Consider the following 17,527-nt stretch of genomic DNA (forward strand, 5'->3'; position numbering starts at 1 on the left):
TCACGCGAGGATCACAGATCCTTGACGGTACGTACCTGATCCTTGTTGATGCGGGTTTCTTTGCCATCAAGCTGCTTGAACTCGTAGAAGCCCGAGTCCTCATCATACTTCGGAGTGTCGACAGACTGGATTTCACGACCATCATTCAGAGTGATCACAGTGGGCGAAGCGCAGCCAGCCAAAGAGGCGATGCCCAATGCAAGCAGAAAGGCAGCGGGAAGGGTCCGTTGTTTCATTACTGTGTCTCCAGATGGATTCTTGATTAACTGACCGTAAGACGTATACACCCGCCGCAAGTTCAATGAACAGTCACTTGCGTCGGTTGTCATCTGATCCGGCCAGCAGACAGGGTGTGTTCAGGTTGGCCAGTCTCGGGTCTCCGGCGTCCAGTTGCAGGGCCACTGGATGCAGGGGTGCCAACGCCCGCCGTGGGCTGCGCTCGCCTGTCTGCCATGCGGCTTCCAGCGTCGCAGCGTGGGCGGTCGGGATGATACATAAAAGCGGCTGCCAATGTTCACCTTCACGCACCATGACCGGGTTGTCCGGGTGCCTGTCGGCTAATTGGCGCAACGCGTCCAGCAGCGATTTATCGATCAGCGGCACGTCGCAGGGCAGCACCAGCAGCGCGTCATGCTGTGCCTGCGGCAGCGCGGCGAGTATTCCGGCCAGCGGACCGTTGAAGTCAGTGTCACTGTCCTGAACCAGTCGGTCAGCGTAAGCGGCGTAACGTTCGAGGTTGCGATTGCAGGAAATGATCAGGTCGTCGGTCAGTGGGCGGGTCAGGCGATGCAGGTGCTGGATCATCGGTTCGCCCTGCCACTCGATCAGCCCTTTGTCGCGCCCGCCCATGCGCTGGCCGCGACCTCCTGCGAGCAGCAGAATCGAGCAGGGCGGCAATGGGGCAGAGGCGTTCATCAGAGACTCGGCAGGCAGTGAAAAGGAGTGCTGTGATATAACACCGGCCTGTTTCCTTAACAACCGGATCGAGGCCATGAAAGCAAAGGCTGACACACCTTTTGTACCCCTGAACATCGCTGTACTGACCGTCAGCGACACCCGCACCCGCGAAACCGATACCTCGGGCCAGATGTTCGTCGATCGCCTGACCGAAGCCGGTCACGGCCTGATCGAGCGCGTCCTGCTCAAGGATGACCTCTACAAGATCCGCGCTCAGGTGGCGACCTGGATCGCCGATGAGCAGGTTCAGGTCGTACTGATCACTGGCGGCACCGGCTTCACTGGACGCGACAGCACGCCGGAATCCGTGGCCTGTCTGCTGGACAAGCAGGTCGACGGATTCGGCGAGCTGTTTCGGCAGATATCGGTGCCGGACATCGGCACCTCGACCATTCAGTCGCGTGCGCTGGCCGGGCTGTCCAACGGCACACTGGTCTGCTGCCTGCCAGGCTCCACCAACGCCGTGCGTACCGCCTGGGACGGCATTCTGGCTGAACAGCTGGATTCACGTTTCCGTCCGTGCAATTTCGTTCCGCACCTCAAGCAGGCCGAGCCCTGCGCGACCCGTGGTTGAACGGTCATGAGCGTTGAGCCCAAGGCCTTGATGCCTGTCGAAGACGCCATCGCGCGTTTGCTGGAGATGGCCGAAGCTGCGCCGATCACGCAGCATGAGCGTGTGCGGCTGGCTGATGCCGAAGGTCGCGTGCTGGCGACCGATCTGGTGTCGACGCTGGACCTGCCGCCGTGGTCCAACAGCGCCATGGATGGCTACGCCTTGCGCGTGGCCGACTGGCGCGGAGAGCCCTTGCCCGTCAGCCAGCGTATTTTCGCGGGCCAGGCTCCCGAGCCTCTGGCGCCCGGAACCTGCGCACGCATCTTCACCGGCGCGCCGGTGCCTGAGGGTGCTGATTGCGTCGAGATGCAGGAAAACGCCGAGGTCCTGGATGATCAACGTGTGCGTTTCACCGAATCACTGAAGCCCGAGCAGAACATTCGTCCTCAGGGCCAGGAAACCCGGATTGGCGACACGGTGCTGGCGGCCGGTACACGGCTGGGGCCGATCGAACTGGGGTTGGCTGCGTCGCTCGGTCTGGCCGAAGTGGACGTTGTCCGGCGGGTGCGCGTGGCGGTGCTGTCCACTGGCGACGAACTGATCGAGCCGGGCCAGCCGCTCGGGCCGGGGCAGATCTACAACAGCAATCGCGTGCTGTTGTGCAGCTGGTTGAAGCGTCTGCAGTGCGAAGTCGTGGATGCCGGAATTCTGCCGGACGATCTCGCAAAGACCCGCGCTGCATTGGCGAGCCTGCATGAGGTCGACCTGATTCTGTCCACCGGCGGTGTGTCGGTGGGCGAGGCGGACTTTCTGGGGCATGCCTTGCGCGAAGAAGGCGAGCTGTCGCTCTGGAAGCTTGCCATCAAGCCAGGCAAGCCGCTGACGTTCGGGCATTTTCGGGGTGTGCCGGTGATCGGCCTGCCGGGCAATCCCGCTTCTACGCTGGTGACTTTTGCCTTGCTGGCCCGCGCCTATCTGTTGCGCCGTCAGGGCGTACTCGATGTCACGCCCTTGAAGTTTGCCGTGCCGGCCGGATTCGCCTGGACGCGTCCCGGCAATCGTCGCGAGTACCTGCGCGGGCGTCTTGAACAGGGCAGGGCGGTTCCCTATCGCAACCAGAGCTCCGGCGTGCTGCGTAGCGCGGCCTGGGCTGATGGGCTGATCGAAGTGCGTGAAGGCGCCACGGTTGCGGAAGGTGACTGGGTCAACTTCATTCCTCTAAGCGAGGTGATGGGTTGACGTCGTGGCTGGCTGACCGGGCATGAGCTACCCTCAACAACGCTGACAAGTAGGGCATCCTGTTTTCGCCCCGGAGTATTGTTATGGCGTCATTGAGAGTGGCTTGTGTCATCCCGACCTACAACGGACATAAGGACCTGGAGCGCCTGCTGGACTCTCTGGCCACGCAGACGGCGTCGTTCGACACGCTGATCGTCGACTCCAGTTCGTCGGACGGCACGCTTGAGCTGGCGCGCGCGCGTTGCGCAAACGTGCTGTGCATCGACAGCAAGGACTTCAACCACGGTGGCACCCGGCAGATGATGGTCGATCTGCACCCCGAGTATGACGTTTACGTCTACATGACTCAGGACGCCTACGTCGAAGACGTTGATGCAATTGCCAACATCCTGCTGCCATTTGCCGACCCGAAAGTCGGTGCCGTGTGCGGGCGGCAATTGCCCCACAGGAACGCCAACCTGCTGGCCCAGCATGCGCGGCTGTTCAACTACCCGCCGACCTCGCAGATCAAGACCCTTGCAGACGCGCCCGTGCTGGGCATCAAGACGCCGTTCATGTCCAATTCGTTTGCGGCCTATCGCGGCGAAGCCTTGCTGGCCATCGGCGGATTTCCCCGGCATGTGATCCTGTCCGAGGACATGTACGTCACGGCCAAGATGCTGATCGATGGCTGGAAAGTGGCTTACGAAGGCTCGGCGGTCTGTCGGCATTCGCACAACTACAGCCTGCGTGAGGAGTTTCGGCGCTACTTCGACATTGGTGTGTTCCAGTCGCGTGAAGCGTGGATCTACGAAACCTTCGGCGGCATCGCGGGCGAAGGCATACGCTACGTGAAATCCGAACTCGCGTTCCTTGGCCCCAGACGTTTTCTCTGGTGGCCGATGTCCTTCGTTCGCAACGCCGTCAAGCTGCTGGCCTACAAACTCAGCAAGCAGGAAAAGCGCCTGCCCCGAGTCGTGAAGAAAAGGCTCGGGATGTACAAGCGATACTGGGACAGCCCGTATGCATGAGCCTGCCGTCGCGTCACGTTCCTGAACTCTCACTGATCGTGCCCATCGCTCCGCGTGGGCATGCCGCCCGTGACGCTCCGCGTCACATTCCCGAAAGCGCCTCTCTTTTTCTGAACGGCGCTTGATCAGCGGCCAGCCATCCATGAACGCAGAGATCACGGATGCATCTGCATTCGTGCGTCCGGTGCACTTATACGCTGTGCAAATGTAAATTTTCCTGAGTGGCCCCGTTTTCTAAAATGCCAGCGCTTCCCTCGCTCTGGATTCCGTCGCCCATGTCTTCGCTTGTCGCCATCGACCCTGTCATCCCGGCTGCCCAGCCCATCAAACCTGCGCCTGCGGTATTCGGCCTGCAGACGATCATCGGGCTTCTGGGCGTGCTGCTGGCGGTGCTGGTCGCCGGGATCAACGAGGGCGTGACGCGCATTGCCATGGCCGACATTCGGGGTGCGATGTTCATCGGTGCCGATGAAGCGACCTGGCTGGTGGCGGCCTATTCGGCGACCTCGGTTGCGGCGATGGCCTTCGCGCCATGGTTCGCGGTCAGCCTGTCGCTGCGACGGTTCACCCTTGGCGCTATCACGGCCTTCATCGTGCTTGGCCTGTTGTGCCCGTTCGCGCCGAACTATCCCAGCCTGCTGGTCCTGCGGATCCTGCAAGGTCTGGCGGCGGGCTGTCTGCCACCCATGCTGATGACCGTCGCGCTGCGCTTTCTACCGCCGCACATCAAGTTGTACGGGCTGGCCGGGTACGCCCTGACCGCAACCTTCGGTCCCAGTCTGGGTACGCCGCTGGCAGCGTTGTGGACCGAGCATTTCAACTGGCAATGGACGTTCTGGCAGGTCATCCCTCCGTGTCTCGTCGCAATGATCGCCATTGCCCACGGCATTCCTCAGGACCCGTTGCGTCTGGAGCGCTTCAGAACGTTCAACTGGCGTGGCGTGCTTCTCGGTTTGCCTGCCATTGCAGCGCTGGTGATCGGCATCCTGCAAGGCAATCGCCTGGACTGGTTCGAGTCCACCCTGATCTGCTGGCTGCTGGGCGGCGGACTGGTGCTGCTGGTGGCGTTCATGGTCAACGAATGGTTCACCCCGGTGCCGTTTTTCAAACTGCAGCTGCTGGCGGGTCGAAACCTGTCGCATGCCTTGCTGACCCTGGGCGGTGTGCTGATCGTCCTGACTGCGGTCGCCTCGATTCCGTCGTCCTATCTGGCCCAGGTGCACGGTTACCGCCCGTTGCAGACTGCACCGCTGATGCTGATCGTTGCTTTGCCACAGCTGCTTGCATTGCCTCTGGTGGCGGCGCTGTGCAACGTGCGCTGGATCGATTGCCGCTGGGTATTGGCGACCGGACTTGGCCTGCTCGCGCTGTATTGCGGGTTTGCGACGCAAATGACTTCGGAATGGATTCGCGACAACTTCTACAGCCTGCAACTGCTGCAGATCATTGCCCAGCCGATGGCGGTCCTGCCGTTGCTGATGCAGGCGACTGGCGGGATCGCTCCGCCCGATGGCCCGTTTGCGTCTTCATGGTTCAACACCGTGCGCGGTTTGTCGGCGGTTATCGCCACCGGCGTGCTGGAAGCCCTGACCACCTCGCGCCAGCATTTTCACTCCAACGTGCTGGTTGATCGTCTTGGCAACTCACCCTGGCTGGCTGCTGACGATTCGGTGGCCTCCCTGACCCATCGTCTGCACGAGCAGGCCGTGGTGCTGACCAGTGTCGATCTGTATTTCTGCATGGGCTGGCTTGCCGCCGGACTGATTTTGCTGATTCCTCTGATGCCGACGCGGGTCTATCCGCCTCGTGCGCCGAACTGATTTTCTGTCGAGACCTTTTTCATGAGCATGACTTCAAAACAGACCCTGGCCCTGTGTGGCGCGGCCATCGTGCTCGCCGGTCTGGGCATCTACACACTGACCGGTGACAGCACGCGCCAGGCCACCAATGACGCATTCATCACCGCCGATTATTCGGTGGTCGCGCCCAAAGTGTCGGGTTTCATCAGCCAGGTGCTGGTGGAAGACAACCAGCCGGTCAAGGCAGGGCAATTACTGGCGGTAATTGATGATCGCGATGTGCAGACGGCGCTGGCTTCGGCAGAGGCGGGTGTAGCGACCGCAGCGGCGGAGCTGGAGCAGGTCACCGCGTTACTGCAGCGTCAGACTGCGGTGATCGATCAGGCCAGGGCCGCGTTGACCGCCAGTACGGCAGCGGTGCGCTTTGCCGAGCAGGAACGCGACCGTTACGAGCATCTGGCAGGTGCAGGTGCCGGCACCGTGCAGAACGCGCAGCAGGCGCGCAACCGGATCGACACAGCCAATGCCAACCACGCCAGTGCCAGTGCGTCACTGGTGGCCGAGCGCAAGCAGGTCGACATCCTGACGGCTCGCCAGCACAGCGCCGAAGCGGGCCTCAAGCATGCACGGGCCGCGCGTGATCAGGCGCAGTTGCAGGTGTCCTACACGCACATCGTTGCGCCCATTGACGGTGTCGTGGGTGAGCGGGCGGTGCGCGTCGGTAACTACGTCAATCCCGGCAGCAAGTTGCTGTCAGTGGTGCCGCTCGCCGACGCCTACGTGGTGGGCAACTTTCAGGAAACCCAACTGACCCATGTGAGCGTAGGGCAATCAGTCGAGGTGCGTGTTGACACCTATCCCGATGAAGTCCTCAAGGCTCACGTACAGAGTATTGCCCCTGCCACCGGCGTGACTTTCGCTGCCGTGCGGCCCGACAACGCCACCGGTAATTTCACCAAGGTCGTGCAGCGCATTCCAGTGAAGATCGTCCTCGATCCGGGACAACCGCTTGCGGCAAGGTTGAGGGTCGGGATGTCGGTGGACGCCAGTATCGACACGCAATCCCCATCCGCTGAACAGCAAGTGGGTGCCTTGTGAACCGCATCGCTGCTGCGAGCAGCCTGGTGCTGTTGGCGAGTCTGTCGGGCTGCCAGGTCGGACAGGATTTCCAGCGCCCGCAAACCAGCGACGTGCAATGGTTGCCCATTCAGGGAGAACAGGCCGTCAGTCAAATTAATACCACCCCTTATAGCGCTCGATGGTGGGAGATATTCCGTGATCCCCAGTTGTCATCATTGGTTGATCGGGCGGCGGCTTCCAACCTTGATCTGAAAATGGCGGAGGCGCGACTGGCGCAAAGCCGGGCGGCGCGTCAGGTGATCGCCGGCGAGCAAGTGCCCAGTGTGGATGGCAAGCTGGGTTACCAGCGCAAACGCAACAGCGCCGAAGGGTTGAACGACCCATCAGGCAACGAGGGCAGGGCGGCGTTCAGCCAGTGGGACGGCGGCATCAATGCCAGCTGGGAAGTGGATCTGTGGGGGCGGGTCAAGCGCGAAGTCGAGGCTGCAGACGCCAACGTAGACGTTGCAGACAATGACCGGCGCGCAGCCTTGCTGTCGCTTCAGGCGGAAGTAGCCAGGGACTATCTGCAGCTGCGGGGCACCCAGTCGGTCCTCGCCGTGACCCGGCAAAACCTGCAATTGTCCCGCAACAGCCTGGAGCTTTCGAAGGTCAGGCAGGGCAGTGGGGTGGCGACCAATCTGGATGTGGCTGAAGCCGCTGCGCAGGTATCGGCGGTCGAGTCCCGTCTTCCAGTACTTGAGCAGCGACAGGCCAGGCTGATCAATGCATTGAGCCTGTTGCTGGCGCAATCGCCCAGAGCCTTGCAGAGCGAGCTGGAGAAATCCGTGGAAATGGGTGCCGTGCCCGCCACTGTACCCGTCGGCCTGCCTTCCGAGCTGGCGCAGCGCCGCCCGGACATTCGCCGTGCCGAAGCGCGGCTGCATGCGGCAACCGCGAGCATTGGTGTCGCACAAGGCGATTTCTATCCACGCATCGTGCTGTCAGGCAATGTCGGATTTCAGGCCCTGCAGCTGTCTGACCTCGGCAGTTGGGGCTCACGCCAGTTCGGCATCGGCCCACAACTGAGCCTGCCGATCTTCGAAGGCGGTCGGCTGCGCGGCATGTTGCGTTTGCGCGAAGCCCAGGAGCAGGAAACAGCCCTGGCGTATCAGCAGACCGTGTTGCGTGCGTGGCAGGAAATCGACGACAGCATGAGTCTCTACAACGCCAGCCAGCTTCAGCAGCGCAAACTGGACGAGGCGGTGCGCCAGAACCGTATCGCGCTGGATACCGCCAAGCGGCAATACACAGAAGGTGTGGTGGACTTCCTCAACGTCCTCACGGTGCAGCGCACCCTGTTGGATATCGAGGAACAGTGGGTCCAGAGTTCAACCACTCAAGCCCAGGCGCTGGTCGGGCTGTACAGCGCGCTGGGCGGTGGCTGGTAGCTCAGGCTTTTGCGGCCTCTTCTTCGTCGAGCCGGTCGGCCTCGAACAACTGGGCCAGCTCGACCCTGGCCTCGCGGGCTGTTTGCAGCACTTTTGCTTCGTCGTCGTAGATCTCGTGCTGCGCGGCGAGCACCTGTTCATCGTGACGCTTGAAACGACTGATGCGCGCATCGGCCTGCGCTTCGCTCAAGCCCAGCCCCAGCAGGGTCTGTCGCGACATTTCAAGGCTTGAGTAGAAGGTCTCACGCACTGCATGTGCACCGGCATCCATCAGCTTGTGAACGTGCTGACGGTTGCGGGCACGAGCGATGATCTTCATGTGCGGATACAGCTTGTTGATCAGTTCGGCCGTCTTGATGTTGATGTCCGGGTCATCGGTGGCAATGATGAAAAACTCGGCGTCCTGCACCTTGGCTGCTCTGAGGATTTCCGGACGCAACGGGTCGCCGTAGAACACTGGCACGTTGCCGAAGCTGCGAGAGAATTCGATGGACTCCACTGCAGTGTCCAGGGCAATGAACGGGATTTTCTGCGCACGCAGGATACGCGCAACGATCTGGCCCATCCGGCCCATGCCGGCGATGACCACGCGCGGCTTGTCGGTCTGGATGTCGCGGTACTCTTCCGGTACTTCCACCACTTTGGCCTTGGGCTTGATCCAGCGCGCCAATGCGATGAACAAGAGCGGGGTGATCGCCATCGACAGGGTGATGGTCAGTACCAGCATGTCATAGAGGCCTGCTTCGAACAGCCCCTGAGCGCTGCCGATCTTGAACACCACGAAGGCGAACTCACCGCCCGCTGCCAGCACCAGACCCAGGCGCAGTGCGCTGCGCTTGCTCAGGCCACCTGCGGTGCGGCCAATGATGAACAACAGCGGCAACTTGATTGCGACCAGCAACACCGTGAGGCCAAGCACCACCAGTGGCGCGCTGAACAGCAGGCCGATGTTGGCGCCCATGCCGACACTGATGAAGAACAGCCCCAGCAGCAAGCCTTTGAACGGTTCGATCTGGGCTTCCAGCTCGTGCCGGTATTCGGAGTCGGCGAGCAGCAGGCCTGCCAGAAAAGCGCCCAACGCCATGGACACACCGACCAGTTCCATCAGCCACGCCGTACCAATCACCACCAGCAGCGCGGTAGCGGTCGACACTTCCTGAATGCGGGTCTTGGCCACGATGCGAAACACCGGGCGCAGCAGATAACGTCCGCCCACGACCACGATGGCGATGCTGCCCAGTACGCGCAGACCATGGTTGATGCTTTCCTGGGTGCTGGTCGCATGGTCCCCGCCGGCCAGAAATGGCACCAGCGCGATCAGCGGAATGGCTGCAATGTCCTGAAACAGCAGAATGGCGAACGCCGTACGCCCATGCGGGCTGTTCAGTTCCTTACGCTCGGCCAGACTCTGCAGGCCGAAAGCCGTGGAGGACAACGCCAGACCAAGGCCCAGCACAATCGCGGTGTTCATCGATTGTCCGAACGCAACCAGGGCAACTGCGCCGATGACCAGGCCGGTCAGCAACACCTGCGCCGTGCCCACGCCGAACACTGCCTTGCGCATCACCCATAAACGCTTTGGCGACAACTCAAGACCAATAATGAACAGCAGTAATACCACCCCGAGTTCCGAGATGTGACTGACACTCTCCGTATCTCCTATCAACCCCAGCACCGATGGGCCGATCACGACGCCAGCGGCCAGATAACCGATCACGGCACCCAGCTTCAGGCGCTTGGCCAATGGCACGGCGATGACGGCGGCGAATAGAAATACCACTGCGGCCTGCAGAAGGCTGCCTTCATGGGGCATGTGAAACTCCTTGGCAATGACAGGAAACGATTTGAAACAGGTCCGCATTAAACCACGTGAGTTTTTCACGGCAACGCCGAATCCGGCATGACGAACATCAATCGCATTGATGTTTGCACGCAGGATCATAGAAAGGGGAGGCGGTGAGTCGCCGGGACGTATTCCGTCCATGCCATCGGTCATGCATCAGCGTAAGATGTCCGCGCATTTGCGCAGAGCCGATGCCGTTCATGACGTAATCAGGAAAACCGAAATGACCAACAAGCAGCGTTTGATTTACTCGATTCTGATCGCTCTGAGTGTGCTGGCGATCATGCTGGGCCTCTCGCACCTGCAGAACAGCGGTGTGATCAGCGAGAAGACCTTCCAGTACATCGCCATCGGCGTTGCTGTGCTGGTGGTGGTGCTCAACGGGATCATGCGCCGCAAGGTCAGGCGCTGAGTTTCACGGAGCGTCGGATTACCTGCTCGATTCGCCCAGCCATTCCATGGCACGAGGATGCAGACTGTAGGTCTTGTCCTCGTTGAGATGGATGACGCCTTCATCGCAAAGACGCTTGAGCACCTCGCGTACGCTGAGGAATGACAACGGCACGTCCAGCCTGAGCAGTTGACTGTGCACGCCTCGCACGCCGAGCGACTGACCGCTTTCGTTCGACACCAGCAGTGCATCCAGCACCTTGAGTCTGACCAGGCTGGTGCGCAGACCGAAGCTCCTGAGCAGCAGCCGGATGTGATCATTGCCCGGACGCTCGATCTCTGCCGCAGGCGATTGGACCTGGGTCTGCGCCTGCGCAGAAATGGCCGTCTGCCTGAGCATCGTACGGGTCGTTGTTCCTTGACGATTGAACATGCGCAAATTCCTTTTCAGGCTTTTAAACAAAATCTCATCTATAAGACGAACGAGCGGCGCAAAACCTCAGGTGCGAACCCAAAAAAATAGCAGAGAGTTGCACGACGAGCCGGATTACCTGCGTACAAAGTCGCGAAAACAGCGGCGTCGAGCACGGATGACTTCAGGCGCAAGGGATGTTTCAGGATGTAAGATCAGCGCCGTCTCTGGACATGAGTCAGCCTTTGGGTGAGTTGGTGCCACGTGTGTTCAGGACCGGATTTCCGTTCTGGTTCTGCGTCACATAAACCGGCAATACCTTGGGCAGTGACGTGAGCAGGCCCGAGATGTCTCGGGTGTTGTAAGTGCCGCCAAGACGAATCGCACCGGTGGCATTGTCCGCCAGCAGGATCGGCGTCTGCAGGTAACGGTTGATCATCGGCAATGCCTGGCTCAACGGCAGATCATTGAAGATCAGCTTGCCGTTGCGCCACGCCAGACTGGTGTCGTCGGCGGCGACATGACTGATGCCGGGGCGGTTATCACCGGTTTTGTAAGTGGCTTGCATACCGGGGTCCAGGTGATCGCTGAAGTCCGGTTGCGAGCGATCGCTGCTGACCTGTACCGACCCCTCGACCAGCGTTACCCGAACCTGATCCTGATAGGTCCACACATTGAAGCGCGTGCCGGTCACCTTGATGCTTCCTGCGCCGGCGTCCACGACGAAAGGGTGGGTGAGGTCATGGCTGACTTCGAAGAACGCCTCGCCTTTTTTCAAGGTCACGCTGCGGCGGTCCTTGTAATTGGCGTAGGTCAGTTCTGTGCCCAGGTCCATTTCCACGCGGCTGCCATCGTCCATGGTGATGAGACGAGTAGCATTGGTCGTGATGTAGGTTTCGTAAGCGTTGGGAATCAGTCCCTGGTTCCAGCCGATGTAGCCAGCCACCGGTACAGCCAGTGCGGCAACGGTTGCAGCCACGGCGAGAGGACGCCAGTTGCGTCTGCGTCTTGGCAAGACACCAGGCACTGCAGCTGCGCTCGATACGACGGGCGAGGGCGGCGGATTGACGGGTTCCAGCTGTCCCGACATCTCCCATATATCGCGCATTGCCTCGAACTCGGTCGCGTGCAGCGGATGAGCCTTGAGCCACTGATCGAACAGTTTCCGCTCGGCAGGCGAGCAGTCGTCAGCGTGCAGTCGCATGCACCAGTGCGCGGCGGCATCGGTGATCTGCTCGTATTCTGCTTCGCTGAGGCTGGGTTCGTTCATGGGCTCTCCGTTACTGACCGCTGGCGCATTCTACCCCCGGACAGGAGAGGGAGAGAACATTGGACCGTTACGATGTATCAATCCCGGCTTAATTCTTCGTGAATGTGATCTGCTCTCATTGATGTATCGGGCTGCGGGAGTGTTTCTGGAATGCGCTTGGCGCTACTCTTGATCGCAACCCAATGCCTGCCCTGACCGTCATGATCCGGAGTTCCAGATGCACGCCGCTCACCCTGATGACTCGACCCGAACCCTTTCCCTTGCGCAACTGACCGAGCTGTTGCAACGAATCTTTCTGGCCCATGGCACGTCGATGGATGTGGCGACTGTTCTTGCTGAAAACTGCGCCAGCGCCCAGCGGGACGGTTCGCACAGTCACGGCATCTTTCGCATTCCGGGGTATCTTTCTTCGCTGGCCAGCGGTTGGGTGGACGGCAAGGCGGTGCCGGTTGTGGAGGATGTCGCATCTGCATTCGTGAGGGTCGACGCGGCCAACGGCTTTGCCCAGCCCGCGCTCGCGGCGGCGCGGCCGTTGCTGATCGACAAGGCGCGCAGCGCAGGTATTGCGATTCTGGCCATCCGAAACTCCCATCATTTTGCGGCGCTGTGGCCGGACGTCGAGCCGTTCGCCGAGCAGGGGCTGGTGGCCCTGAGCATGGTCAACAGCATGACCTGCGTTGTGCCGCACGGTGCGAAGAAGCCGTTGTTCGGAACCAACCCCATCGCGTTCGCGGCGCCTCGCCATGGGTCGACGCCATTGGTTTTCGATCTGGCGACCAGCGCCATGGCCCATGGCGATGTGCAGATCGCAGCGCGCGAAGGCCGTCTGTTACCCGAAGGGATGGGGGTGGATCGGGAGGGACAGGCGACCTGTGACCCCAAGGCGATTCTGGATGGCGGGGCGCTGCTGCCGTTTGGCGGGCACAAGGGTTCGGCATTGTCGATGATGGTCGAACTGCTGGCGGCAGGTTTGACCGGCGGAAACTTTTCGTTCGAGTTCGACTGGTCGAAGCATCCCGGTGCGCAAACGCCCTGGACCGGCCAGTTGCTGATTGTCATCGATCCCGACAAGGGCAGTGGCCAGTCCTTTGCGCAACGCAGCGAGGTGCTTGTGCAGCAGCTTCATGGTGTCGGTCAGGCGCGTATGCCGGGTGATCGTCGCTACGCCGAGCGAGCCAGATCGATGGCGAATGGCATCGAAATGAACGCCAGCGATGTGATGCGCCTGCAGGCACTGGCAGAGAATGACCATTCGTCGTAACCGGGCTTGTATTAGCCTCTGGATCTAAATACTGTATGCATAACCAGTAAAGAAAAAGAGGTGTTCCATGTCCCTGAAGTCAGCGCATAGCCCGGTTGCCCATCAGCTTCGCACCGGTACGTCGGTCAACGAAATGCAGCGTGAAGATTTTCTGGCTCTGGCCGCAGCACTGCGCCAGTTCAATGCGTACGAGGCGCAGGTTTCCATGGTCGTCGCGGCTGCTCAGGCAGGTGGTGACTATCGTGAAAACCGCGCGAGTGAATAAAGCCCGATAACTCAACATGATTAATGGATGCAGCGTATCGTGATGGATGCAATTCCGCCTCAGGTGCATCCATATGAAAGATTTCGGCTCGCGACTGAAAGAAGAGCGCCAGGCATTGGGGCTATCGCAACACAGATTTGCCGCCATTGGTGGTGTCGAGGCCAATGCCCAGGGCAAATACGAAAACGGTAAGCGCATGCCGCGTTCCACTTATCTGGTGGCGCTGAGCGAGAAAGGAGTCGACGTGCTTTATGTGCTGTGCGGTAAAAGATTACCGGTCTGCATTGACTCACTCTCGACTGCCGAAAAAGACATCATCCTGCGCTTCAGATCACTGAGCTGCGTCGACCAGAGCGCGATCAGCCAGCTGGCGTTATCGTTGTGCAAGCGTCTCGACTGATCACCTGACACGCCACTTCTGTTGCTTGTGAATATACGAAACGTATATGCTTCGTATATTCAAAGTGAGGTGAACCATGGGCCTAGTCAAAATTTCCGAACACATGCACGCGGATCTGCGTTGCGCCAGTGTTGCGTTGAGTCGTTCCATAAATGCTCAGGCGGAGCACTGGATGCGCATCGGCATGCTCGCAGAGCTGCATCCAACGTTGGACTACAGCGAAATCTGTCAGATGCTGATTCGTCTCGAAGACGCTGACGGTACTGTGCTGTCGACTCAATCCTTCAAGCTGACCGAACTGTCGAAGGCGGCCTCATGAGCGGCGGCATCAGTCTCAAGACCGAGCAGGATCTGGTTCAGTTGCGCATCGCCGGCAGGCTCGCGGCTGACGTGCTCGCGATGATCACGCCTTACGTCAAGGCAGGCGTGAGTACCGAAGCACTGGACGACATTTGCAACGAGTACATCGTCAAGGAGCTCAAGGTGATTCCGGCCAACGTCGGGTATCACGGCTTTACCAAGACAACCTGCATTTCCCCGAATGCGGTGGTCTGCCATGGCATTCCGTCGGCATCGGACATCCTCAAGGAAGGCGACATCGTCAACATTGATGTGGCCGTCATCAAGGATGGCTGGTACGGCGATACCAGTCGCATGTATCTGGTCGGCGAGGTCAGTCCGCTGGCCCGGCGTCTGGTCGAAACCACCTACGAAGCAACCCGTGCAGGCATTCACGCGGTGCGTCCGGGTGCGACGTTGGGCGACATTGGATATGCGATCCAGAGCGTTGCCCATCGCGAAGGTTTCAGCGTGGTGCGCGAGTACTGCGGGCACGGCATTGGACGCAAATACCATGAAGAGCCTCAGGTGCTGCATTACGGTACGCAGGGCAAAGGCCTGAAACTCAAGGAAGGCATGGTCTTCACCATCGAGCCGATGATCAACGCAGGCAAGGCGGGCACCCGCACATTGCCGGATGGCTGGACCGTATTGACCAGTGACATGTCACTTTCAGCGCAGTGGGAGCACATGGTGGCAGTCACCTCGACGGGTTTCGAGCTGCTGACGCCCTGGCCCGAGGGCACAGGTTCTTATCCTGCGATCTGAGTCGCATTGCAGCCCAAAAAAACGACCTCCAGGTGAGGTCGTTTTTTATTGTGAGTCTCGACAGTGCCGACTCAGGTCTGCTCAGGCTGCGTACGCCGCTTCCAGTGCACCTCTGTCACACCAAAGCCTTGAGCCTGCAAGGTCGCCAGCCTCACAGGCCCGGCGGCGACATGATCGCTGACCGTACCGACACCTGCATGCAGCGTTGCGCAATGCAGCGCATCGCTCTGGCAAAGTTGAAGAGTCTGGTGAAGAAAGGACCGGGTTTCACCCTTGAACCGATAGTGAATTTCAAATTCCGTTTGATTCATCATTACCTGCCTGCAAGGCGTAGACACTACGCCATCCTAAAATGAGTACGTGGGGTACTGGGCAGTTCGAAGCCGGGGCTGCTTCGACGCTGCAACATCATTTCGAGATCGATACAGGCGTGTACTGCTACGCGTCGCCTTGATCGGACTGCTGTCTCAGAAGGGTAGCGCGAAAATTACACCGTTTCGATTGCAAGTGAACAGTTGTCCGACAAGTGGCGCAAAGCCATATCTGTTCGCGTGTAAAAGCTGTGTATGACTGTCCGAACGAAGGTGTCGCTGTCGGGGGCAGTAGCACGCGCAACCACCTATGGTATGTGCCATGCAGGTCCTTTATATGTGTGAATACAGAGGTGTCATCGCCTCGCCTTCCGAAGAGCGGGAGCAGGTCGAGATAAACGTTTGGCCTGGCTAGCGCTGCTCGGCAGCGTGATTCATTTCTTTCAGGTGCGTAACAAAGTTTGCGGTAGGGATGTACACCGTGTCGGTGTAATAGGCTTTGAATCCGTAGGCGGTGACGGACACTTGGCACGGAATGCTTTCTTGTCCGGCCAAAAGATTTTCCAAGGCTGCCCCCGAGGTGATTGGCATCGGGACAGGTACCTCTTTTTCTTCGGTTGTGTTGAATGACAGCGAAGAACGGAAGTAAAACGTCCCGCTTTTGCCGGGCTTGGTGTCAGCTTCAAGAAGACCGATTCCCCGCGCTTTAATCGTGTGATTCACATCGAAATTCTTATCATGGTCCAAGGCGCACACGAATTTAGGCGTATTTTGATTCTGCTGCTCATAGATATTGAAGACTTCGCTAAGATTTTGATCCGATTCAAGTTTTACATAAAGTACGGAGTCGCCGGGTTGGGAGAATCCCGCAAAAGTCAATGATGCGGTCGGAATGTTGGGTGTGCGTGCGCATGCGCTGCACGTGAGCACGGTGACGAGTGTCATTAGTTTCAGGGGCGTGGTCATTTTAAACTTTTCACGTAGGCATCAAACAGAAAGTCCAAAGCACATTTATTTTCTTCAATCAGTGCAACCATCATATGGCCCGCGAACGCATGGTTCAGATTGACTGTTGCATTGATATTAGGGCCTTGACCCACACTCCATCGCTCTCCGAAGTTCGCGACGTGGTCTGACGCATCTGGTTTGTCTGGGTGAGCACGAATATTGATCCACATTTCGGCAACGGGCGTTGGTTCAGAGTAATAGATATCAGAACCCAGCCAGACCAGAGAGCCTTTGCCGACAGGGTCCAAGGTTATCAGAAGCGCGATTTTATAGCCTTTGTCAGACAGGATCCTGGAGAGGTGAGCTCCATTCCATCCACCGAGACTGTGTCCAACTATATAGACGGGGGAGGATTTGCCAGGGATAAGCTTGATGAAATGATCTTCGATATCACTTTCCCCGCGAGCCTTCTCATATCCCCAAACATACTTTGTATATTTCTCAGAAAGCTGCGCATTTGTCATTCTCTTCGACATCAGCAAGTCCACATCATCGATGTTACGAAATGCGCCTTGAAAATAGTAGCTTTGCTGGTCTCCGGCGCCGCCGATGTAAAATATAACAGGCTTGGCGGCGGGTACAGGTACGACCTTGATTTGTGAATTGCTCACTGCTGTCAAGGTGTGCGTTGTCGCCAAGCTTGCGGTGTTGCCATTGGGCAAAATTATTTTCTCTGCTTCCATGCTCTCAATCTTCCAAAAATAGTTTGATACTTTCAGCCAGGTGCGAGCTCACTCTATGTGTGTAACCCTGCGCATCGCTGATCCCGTGTTCAATACTGCCATCAGCGCGCTGAATACCGTAGGCATGGTGTGGAACAGGTTCGCCCGACGTTTCATCGACGAGTCTTATTTTATCGTCGAAGTGCACTGGCATTGGCGCCAACCCACTGAAAGGCGCAGGCACGAAAGTGTCGCCGATTATAATAGTGCTCGAGCCAGCCGTTACGATATTGCCATGGGCACCAACGCTATCCACGGTGGCAGCATTTAGCCCATTTATGAACACTGAAGAAGAGACTCCACTGTTAATCGGACTACCGCACGCGGACGTGTCGCCAAGGCGCGCAGCACCCAGGCCTTCGAAGATCACATCGGACGAGCCGGTAGCGAGCGAATTGGTAGCGTGACCCGAGATCGGGCACGCAGTGGGGTCAGTGATACGCGCCGCAGGTTTGCCGCTCATGGGGACG

Annotated in this window: 21 protein-coding genes; 12 read left to right on the forward strand and 9 right to left on the reverse strand. The window is 59.1% G+C overall.

Annotated elements, in window-relative coordinates:
• Nucleotides 1-11: 11 nt before the first annotated feature.
• Nucleotides 12-236: a YgdI/YgdR family lipoprotein gene (locus tag QRN20_RS16505; protein ID WP_004885580.1), complete on the reverse strand. Its 225-nt coding sequence runs from the start codon at nt 234-236 to the stop codon at nt 12-14.
• A 73-nt stretch (nt 237-309) separates the two neighbouring features.
• Nucleotides 310-915 (reverse strand): molybdenum cofactor guanylyltransferase MobA, encoded by a 606-nt coding sequence (mobA, locus tag QRN20_RS16510; RefSeq protein WP_122416434.1) that lies wholly within the window; start codon nt 913-915, stop codon nt 310-312.
• A gap of 76 nt (nt 916-991) precedes the next feature.
• On the opposite strand from mobA, the gene moaB reads away from it, so the two are divergent.
• From moaB to QRN20_RS16540, 6 genes are all read left to right on the forward strand, one after another.
• Nucleotides 992-1,531 (forward strand): molybdenum cofactor biosynthesis protein B, encoded by a 540-nt coding sequence (moaB, locus tag QRN20_RS16515; RefSeq protein ID WP_122414179.1) that lies wholly within the window; start codon nt 992-994, stop codon nt 1,529-1,531.
• 6 nt (nt 1,532-1,537) lie between these two features.
• The gene (locus tag QRN20_RS16520) at nt 1,538-2,749 is read left to right on the forward strand and encodes a molybdopterin molybdotransferase MoeA (protein ID WP_122745236.1); all 1,212 of its coding nucleotides are present in this window, start codon (nt 1,538-1,540) and stop codon (nt 2,747-2,749) included.
• Nucleotides 2,750-2,832: 83 nt separating this feature from the next.
• Nucleotides 2,833-3,759 (forward strand): glycosyltransferase family 2 protein, encoded by a 927-nt coding sequence (locus QRN20_RS16525; RefSeq protein ID WP_122414181.1) that lies wholly within the window; start codon nt 2,833-2,835, stop codon nt 3,757-3,759.
• A 275-nt stretch (nt 3,760-4,034) separates the two neighbouring features.
• On the forward strand, nt 4,035-5,579 hold the full coding sequence (locus tag QRN20_RS16530) for an MFS transporter (protein ID WP_285360817.1): 1,545 nt from the start codon (nt 4,035-4,037) through the stop codon (nt 5,577-5,579).
• Nucleotides 5,580-5,600: 21 nt separating this feature from the next.
• Complete coding sequence (locus QRN20_RS16535) at nt 5,601-6,656, forward strand: HlyD family secretion protein (RefSeq protein ID WP_080665282.1); 1,056 nt, start codon at nt 5,601-5,603, stop codon at nt 6,654-6,656.
• The gene (locus tag QRN20_RS16540) at nt 6,653-8,068 is read left to right on the forward strand and encodes an efflux transporter outer membrane subunit (protein ID WP_032664162.1); all 1,416 of its coding nucleotides are present in this window, start codon (nt 6,653-6,655) and stop codon (nt 8,066-8,068) included. The genes QRN20_RS16535 and QRN20_RS16540 overlap by 4 nt, the downstream gene beginning before the upstream one ends.
• 1 nt (nt 8,069) lies before the next feature.
• Here QRN20_RS16540 and QRN20_RS16545 read toward each other — a convergent pair whose 3' ends face one another.
• Complete coding sequence (locus QRN20_RS16545; RefSeq protein WP_004886912.1) at nt 8,070-9,881, reverse strand: monovalent cation:proton antiporter-2 (CPA2) family protein; 1,812 nt, start codon at nt 9,879-9,881, stop codon at nt 8,070-8,072.
• A 253-nt stretch (nt 9,882-10,134) separates the two neighbouring features.
• Here QRN20_RS16545 and QRN20_RS16550 point away from each other — a divergent pair, with 253 nt between their 5' ends.
• Entirely contained in the window at nt 10,135-10,323 is a 189-nt protein-coding gene (locus QRN20_RS16550) for a hypothetical protein (protein ID WP_043306424.1), read from the forward strand.
• 18 nt (nt 10,324-10,341) lie between these two features.
• Here QRN20_RS16550 and QRN20_RS16555 read toward each other — a convergent pair whose 3' ends face one another.
• Both QRN20_RS16555 and QRN20_RS16560 read right to left on the reverse strand, forming a co-directional pair.
• Nucleotides 10,342-10,734, reverse strand: a complete 393-nt coding sequence (locus QRN20_RS16555) for a Fe2+/Zn2+ uptake regulation protein (RefSeq protein ID WP_122605112.1) — start codon at nt 10,732-10,734, stop codon at nt 10,342-10,344.
• Between the two features lie 217 nt (nt 10,735-10,951).
• A complete protein-coding gene (locus QRN20_RS16560) occupies nt 10,952-11,983 on the reverse strand; it encodes a FecR family protein (protein ID WP_122605114.1) in 1,032 nt (343 codons plus the stop codon).
• Between the two features lie 217 nt (nt 11,984-12,200).
• Between QRN20_RS16560 and QRN20_RS16565 the strand changes: the two genes are divergently transcribed.
• The 5 genes from QRN20_RS16565 (at nt 12,201) to map (ending at nt 15,016) form a co-directional block, all read left to right on the forward strand.
• A complete protein-coding gene (locus tag QRN20_RS16565) occupies nt 12,201-13,244 on the forward strand; it encodes an Ldh family oxidoreductase (RefSeq protein WP_122605116.1) in 1,044 nt (347 codons plus the stop codon).
• Between the two features lie 67 nt (nt 13,245-13,311).
• The gene (locus QRN20_RS16570; RefSeq protein WP_029243685.1) at nt 13,312-13,509 is read left to right on the forward strand and encodes a hypothetical protein; all 198 of its coding nucleotides are present in this window, start codon (nt 13,312-13,314) and stop codon (nt 13,507-13,509) included.
• 73 nt (nt 13,510-13,582) lie between these two features.
• On the forward strand, nt 13,583-13,909 hold the full coding sequence (locus QRN20_RS16575) for a helix-turn-helix domain-containing protein (RefSeq protein WP_122412561.1): 327 nt from the start codon (nt 13,583-13,585) through the stop codon (nt 13,907-13,909).
• 76 nt (nt 13,910-13,985) lie between these two features.
• Nucleotides 13,986-14,228, forward strand: coding sequence for a ParD-like family protein (locus QRN20_RS16580; RefSeq protein ID WP_004886923.1), 243 nt, complete (start codon nt 13,986-13,988; stop codon nt 14,226-14,228).
• Nucleotides 14,225-15,016: a type I methionyl aminopeptidase gene (gene map / locus QRN20_RS16585; protein WP_004886925.1), complete on the forward strand. Its 792-nt coding sequence runs from the start codon at nt 14,225-14,227 to the stop codon at nt 15,014-15,016. The genes QRN20_RS16580 and map overlap by 4 nt, the downstream gene beginning before the upstream one ends.
• A gap of 71 nt (nt 15,017-15,087) precedes the next feature.
• Here the strand turns inward: map and QRN20_RS16590 are convergent, their stop codons facing one another.
• The 4 genes from QRN20_RS16590 to QRN20_RS16605 form a co-directional block, all read right to left on the reverse strand.
• Nucleotides 15,088-15,330, reverse strand: a complete 243-nt coding sequence (locus QRN20_RS16590) for a DUF6555 family protein (RefSeq protein ID WP_029243688.1) — start codon at nt 15,328-15,330, stop codon at nt 15,088-15,090.
• 408 nt (nt 15,331-15,738) lie between these two features.
• Complete coding sequence (locus tag QRN20_RS16595; protein ID WP_122434018.1) at nt 15,739-16,293, reverse strand: hypothetical protein; 555 nt, start codon at nt 16,291-16,293, stop codon at nt 15,739-15,741.
• Complete coding sequence (locus QRN20_RS16600) at nt 16,290-17,018, reverse strand: hypothetical protein (RefSeq protein WP_043306430.1); 729 nt, start codon at nt 17,016-17,018, stop codon at nt 16,290-16,292. The genes QRN20_RS16595 and QRN20_RS16600 overlap by 4 nt, the downstream gene beginning before the upstream one ends.
• 4 nt (nt 17,019-17,022) lie before the next feature.
• A complete protein-coding gene (locus QRN20_RS16605) occupies nt 17,023-17,520 on the reverse strand; it encodes a PAAR domain-containing protein (RefSeq protein ID WP_029243691.1) in 498 nt (165 codons plus the stop codon).
• Nucleotides 17,521-17,527: the final 7 nt, after the last annotated feature.

It is taken from the genome of Pseudomonas sp. fls2-241-TYG-175, assembly GCF_030209155.1.
Lineage (GTDB): Bacteria > Pseudomonadota > Gammaproteobacteria > Pseudomonadales > Pseudomonadaceae > Aquipseudomonas > Aquipseudomonas viridiflava.

What these genes read in the sequence shown, in the direction of transcription:
- QRN20_RS16535 (WP_080665282.1), top strand. Translation starts at nt 5,601, where the DNA reads ATGAGCATGACTTCAAAACAGACCCTGGCCCTGTGTGGCGCGGCCATC.
- QRN20_RS16555 (WP_122605112.1), bottom strand. Translation starts at nt 10,734, where the DNA reads ATGTTCAATCGTCAAGGAACAACGACCCGTACGATGCTCAGGCAGACG.
- QRN20_RS16590 (WP_029243688.1), bottom strand. Translation starts at nt 15,330, where the DNA reads ATGATGAATCAAACGGAATTTGAAATTCACTATCGGTTCAAGGGTGAA.
- moaB (WP_122414179.1), top strand. Translation starts at nt 992, where the DNA reads ATGAAAGCAAAGGCTGACACACCTTTTGTACCCCTGAACATCGCTGTA.
- QRN20_RS16600 (WP_043306430.1), bottom strand. Translation starts at nt 17,018, where the DNA reads ATGGAAGCAGAGAAAATAATTTTGCCCAATGGCAACACCGCAAGCTTG.
- QRN20_RS16565 (WP_122605116.1), top strand. Translation starts at nt 12,201, where the DNA reads ATGCACGCCGCTCACCCTGATGACTCGACCCGAACCCTTTCCCTTGCG.
- QRN20_RS16545 (WP_004886912.1), bottom strand. Translation starts at nt 9,881, where the DNA reads ATGCCCCATGAAGGCAGCCTTCTGCAGGCCGCAGTGGTATTTCTATTC.
- QRN20_RS16505 (WP_004885580.1), bottom strand. Translation starts at nt 236, where the DNA reads ATGAAACAACGGACCCTTCCCGCTGCCTTTCTGCTTGCATTGGGCATC.
- QRN20_RS16580 (WP_004886923.1), top strand. Translation starts at nt 13,986, where the DNA reads ATGGGCCTAGTCAAAATTTCCGAACACATGCACGCGGATCTGCGTTGC.
- QRN20_RS16605 (WP_029243691.1), bottom strand. Translation starts at nt 17,520, where the DNA reads ATGAGCGGCAAACCTGCGGCGCGTATCACTGACCCCACTGCGTGCCCG.
- QRN20_RS16560 (WP_122605114.1), bottom strand. Translation starts at nt 11,983, where the DNA reads ATGAACGAACCCAGCCTCAGCGAAGCAGAATACGAGCAGATCACCGAT.
- QRN20_RS16550 (WP_043306424.1), top strand. Translation starts at nt 10,135, where the DNA reads ATGACCAACAAGCAGCGTTTGATTTACTCGATTCTGATCGCTCTGAGT.
- QRN20_RS16525 (WP_122414181.1), top strand. Translation starts at nt 2,833, where the DNA reads ATGGCGTCATTGAGAGTGGCTTGTGTCATCCCGACCTACAACGGACAT.
- map (WP_004886925.1), top strand. Translation starts at nt 14,225, where the DNA reads ATGAGCGGCGGCATCAGTCTCAAGACCGAGCAGGATCTGGTTCAGTTG.
- QRN20_RS16570 (WP_029243685.1), top strand. Translation starts at nt 13,312, where the DNA reads ATGTCCCTGAAGTCAGCGCATAGCCCGGTTGCCCATCAGCTTCGCACC.
- QRN20_RS16575 (WP_122412561.1), top strand. Translation starts at nt 13,583, where the DNA reads ATGAAAGATTTCGGCTCGCGACTGAAAGAAGAGCGCCAGGCATTGGGG.
- QRN20_RS16520 (WP_122745236.1), top strand. Translation starts at nt 1,538, where the DNA reads ATGAGCGTTGAGCCCAAGGCCTTGATGCCTGTCGAAGACGCCATCGCG.
- mobA (WP_122416434.1), bottom strand. Translation starts at nt 915, where the DNA reads ATGAACGCCTCTGCCCCATTGCCGCCCTGCTCGATTCTGCTGCTCGCA.
- QRN20_RS16530 (WP_285360817.1), top strand. Translation starts at nt 4,035, where the DNA reads ATGTCTTCGCTTGTCGCCATCGACCCTGTCATCCCGGCTGCCCAGCCC.
- QRN20_RS16595 (WP_122434018.1), bottom strand. Translation starts at nt 16,293, where the DNA reads ATGACCACGCCCCTGAAACTAATGACACTCGTCACCGTGCTCACGTGC.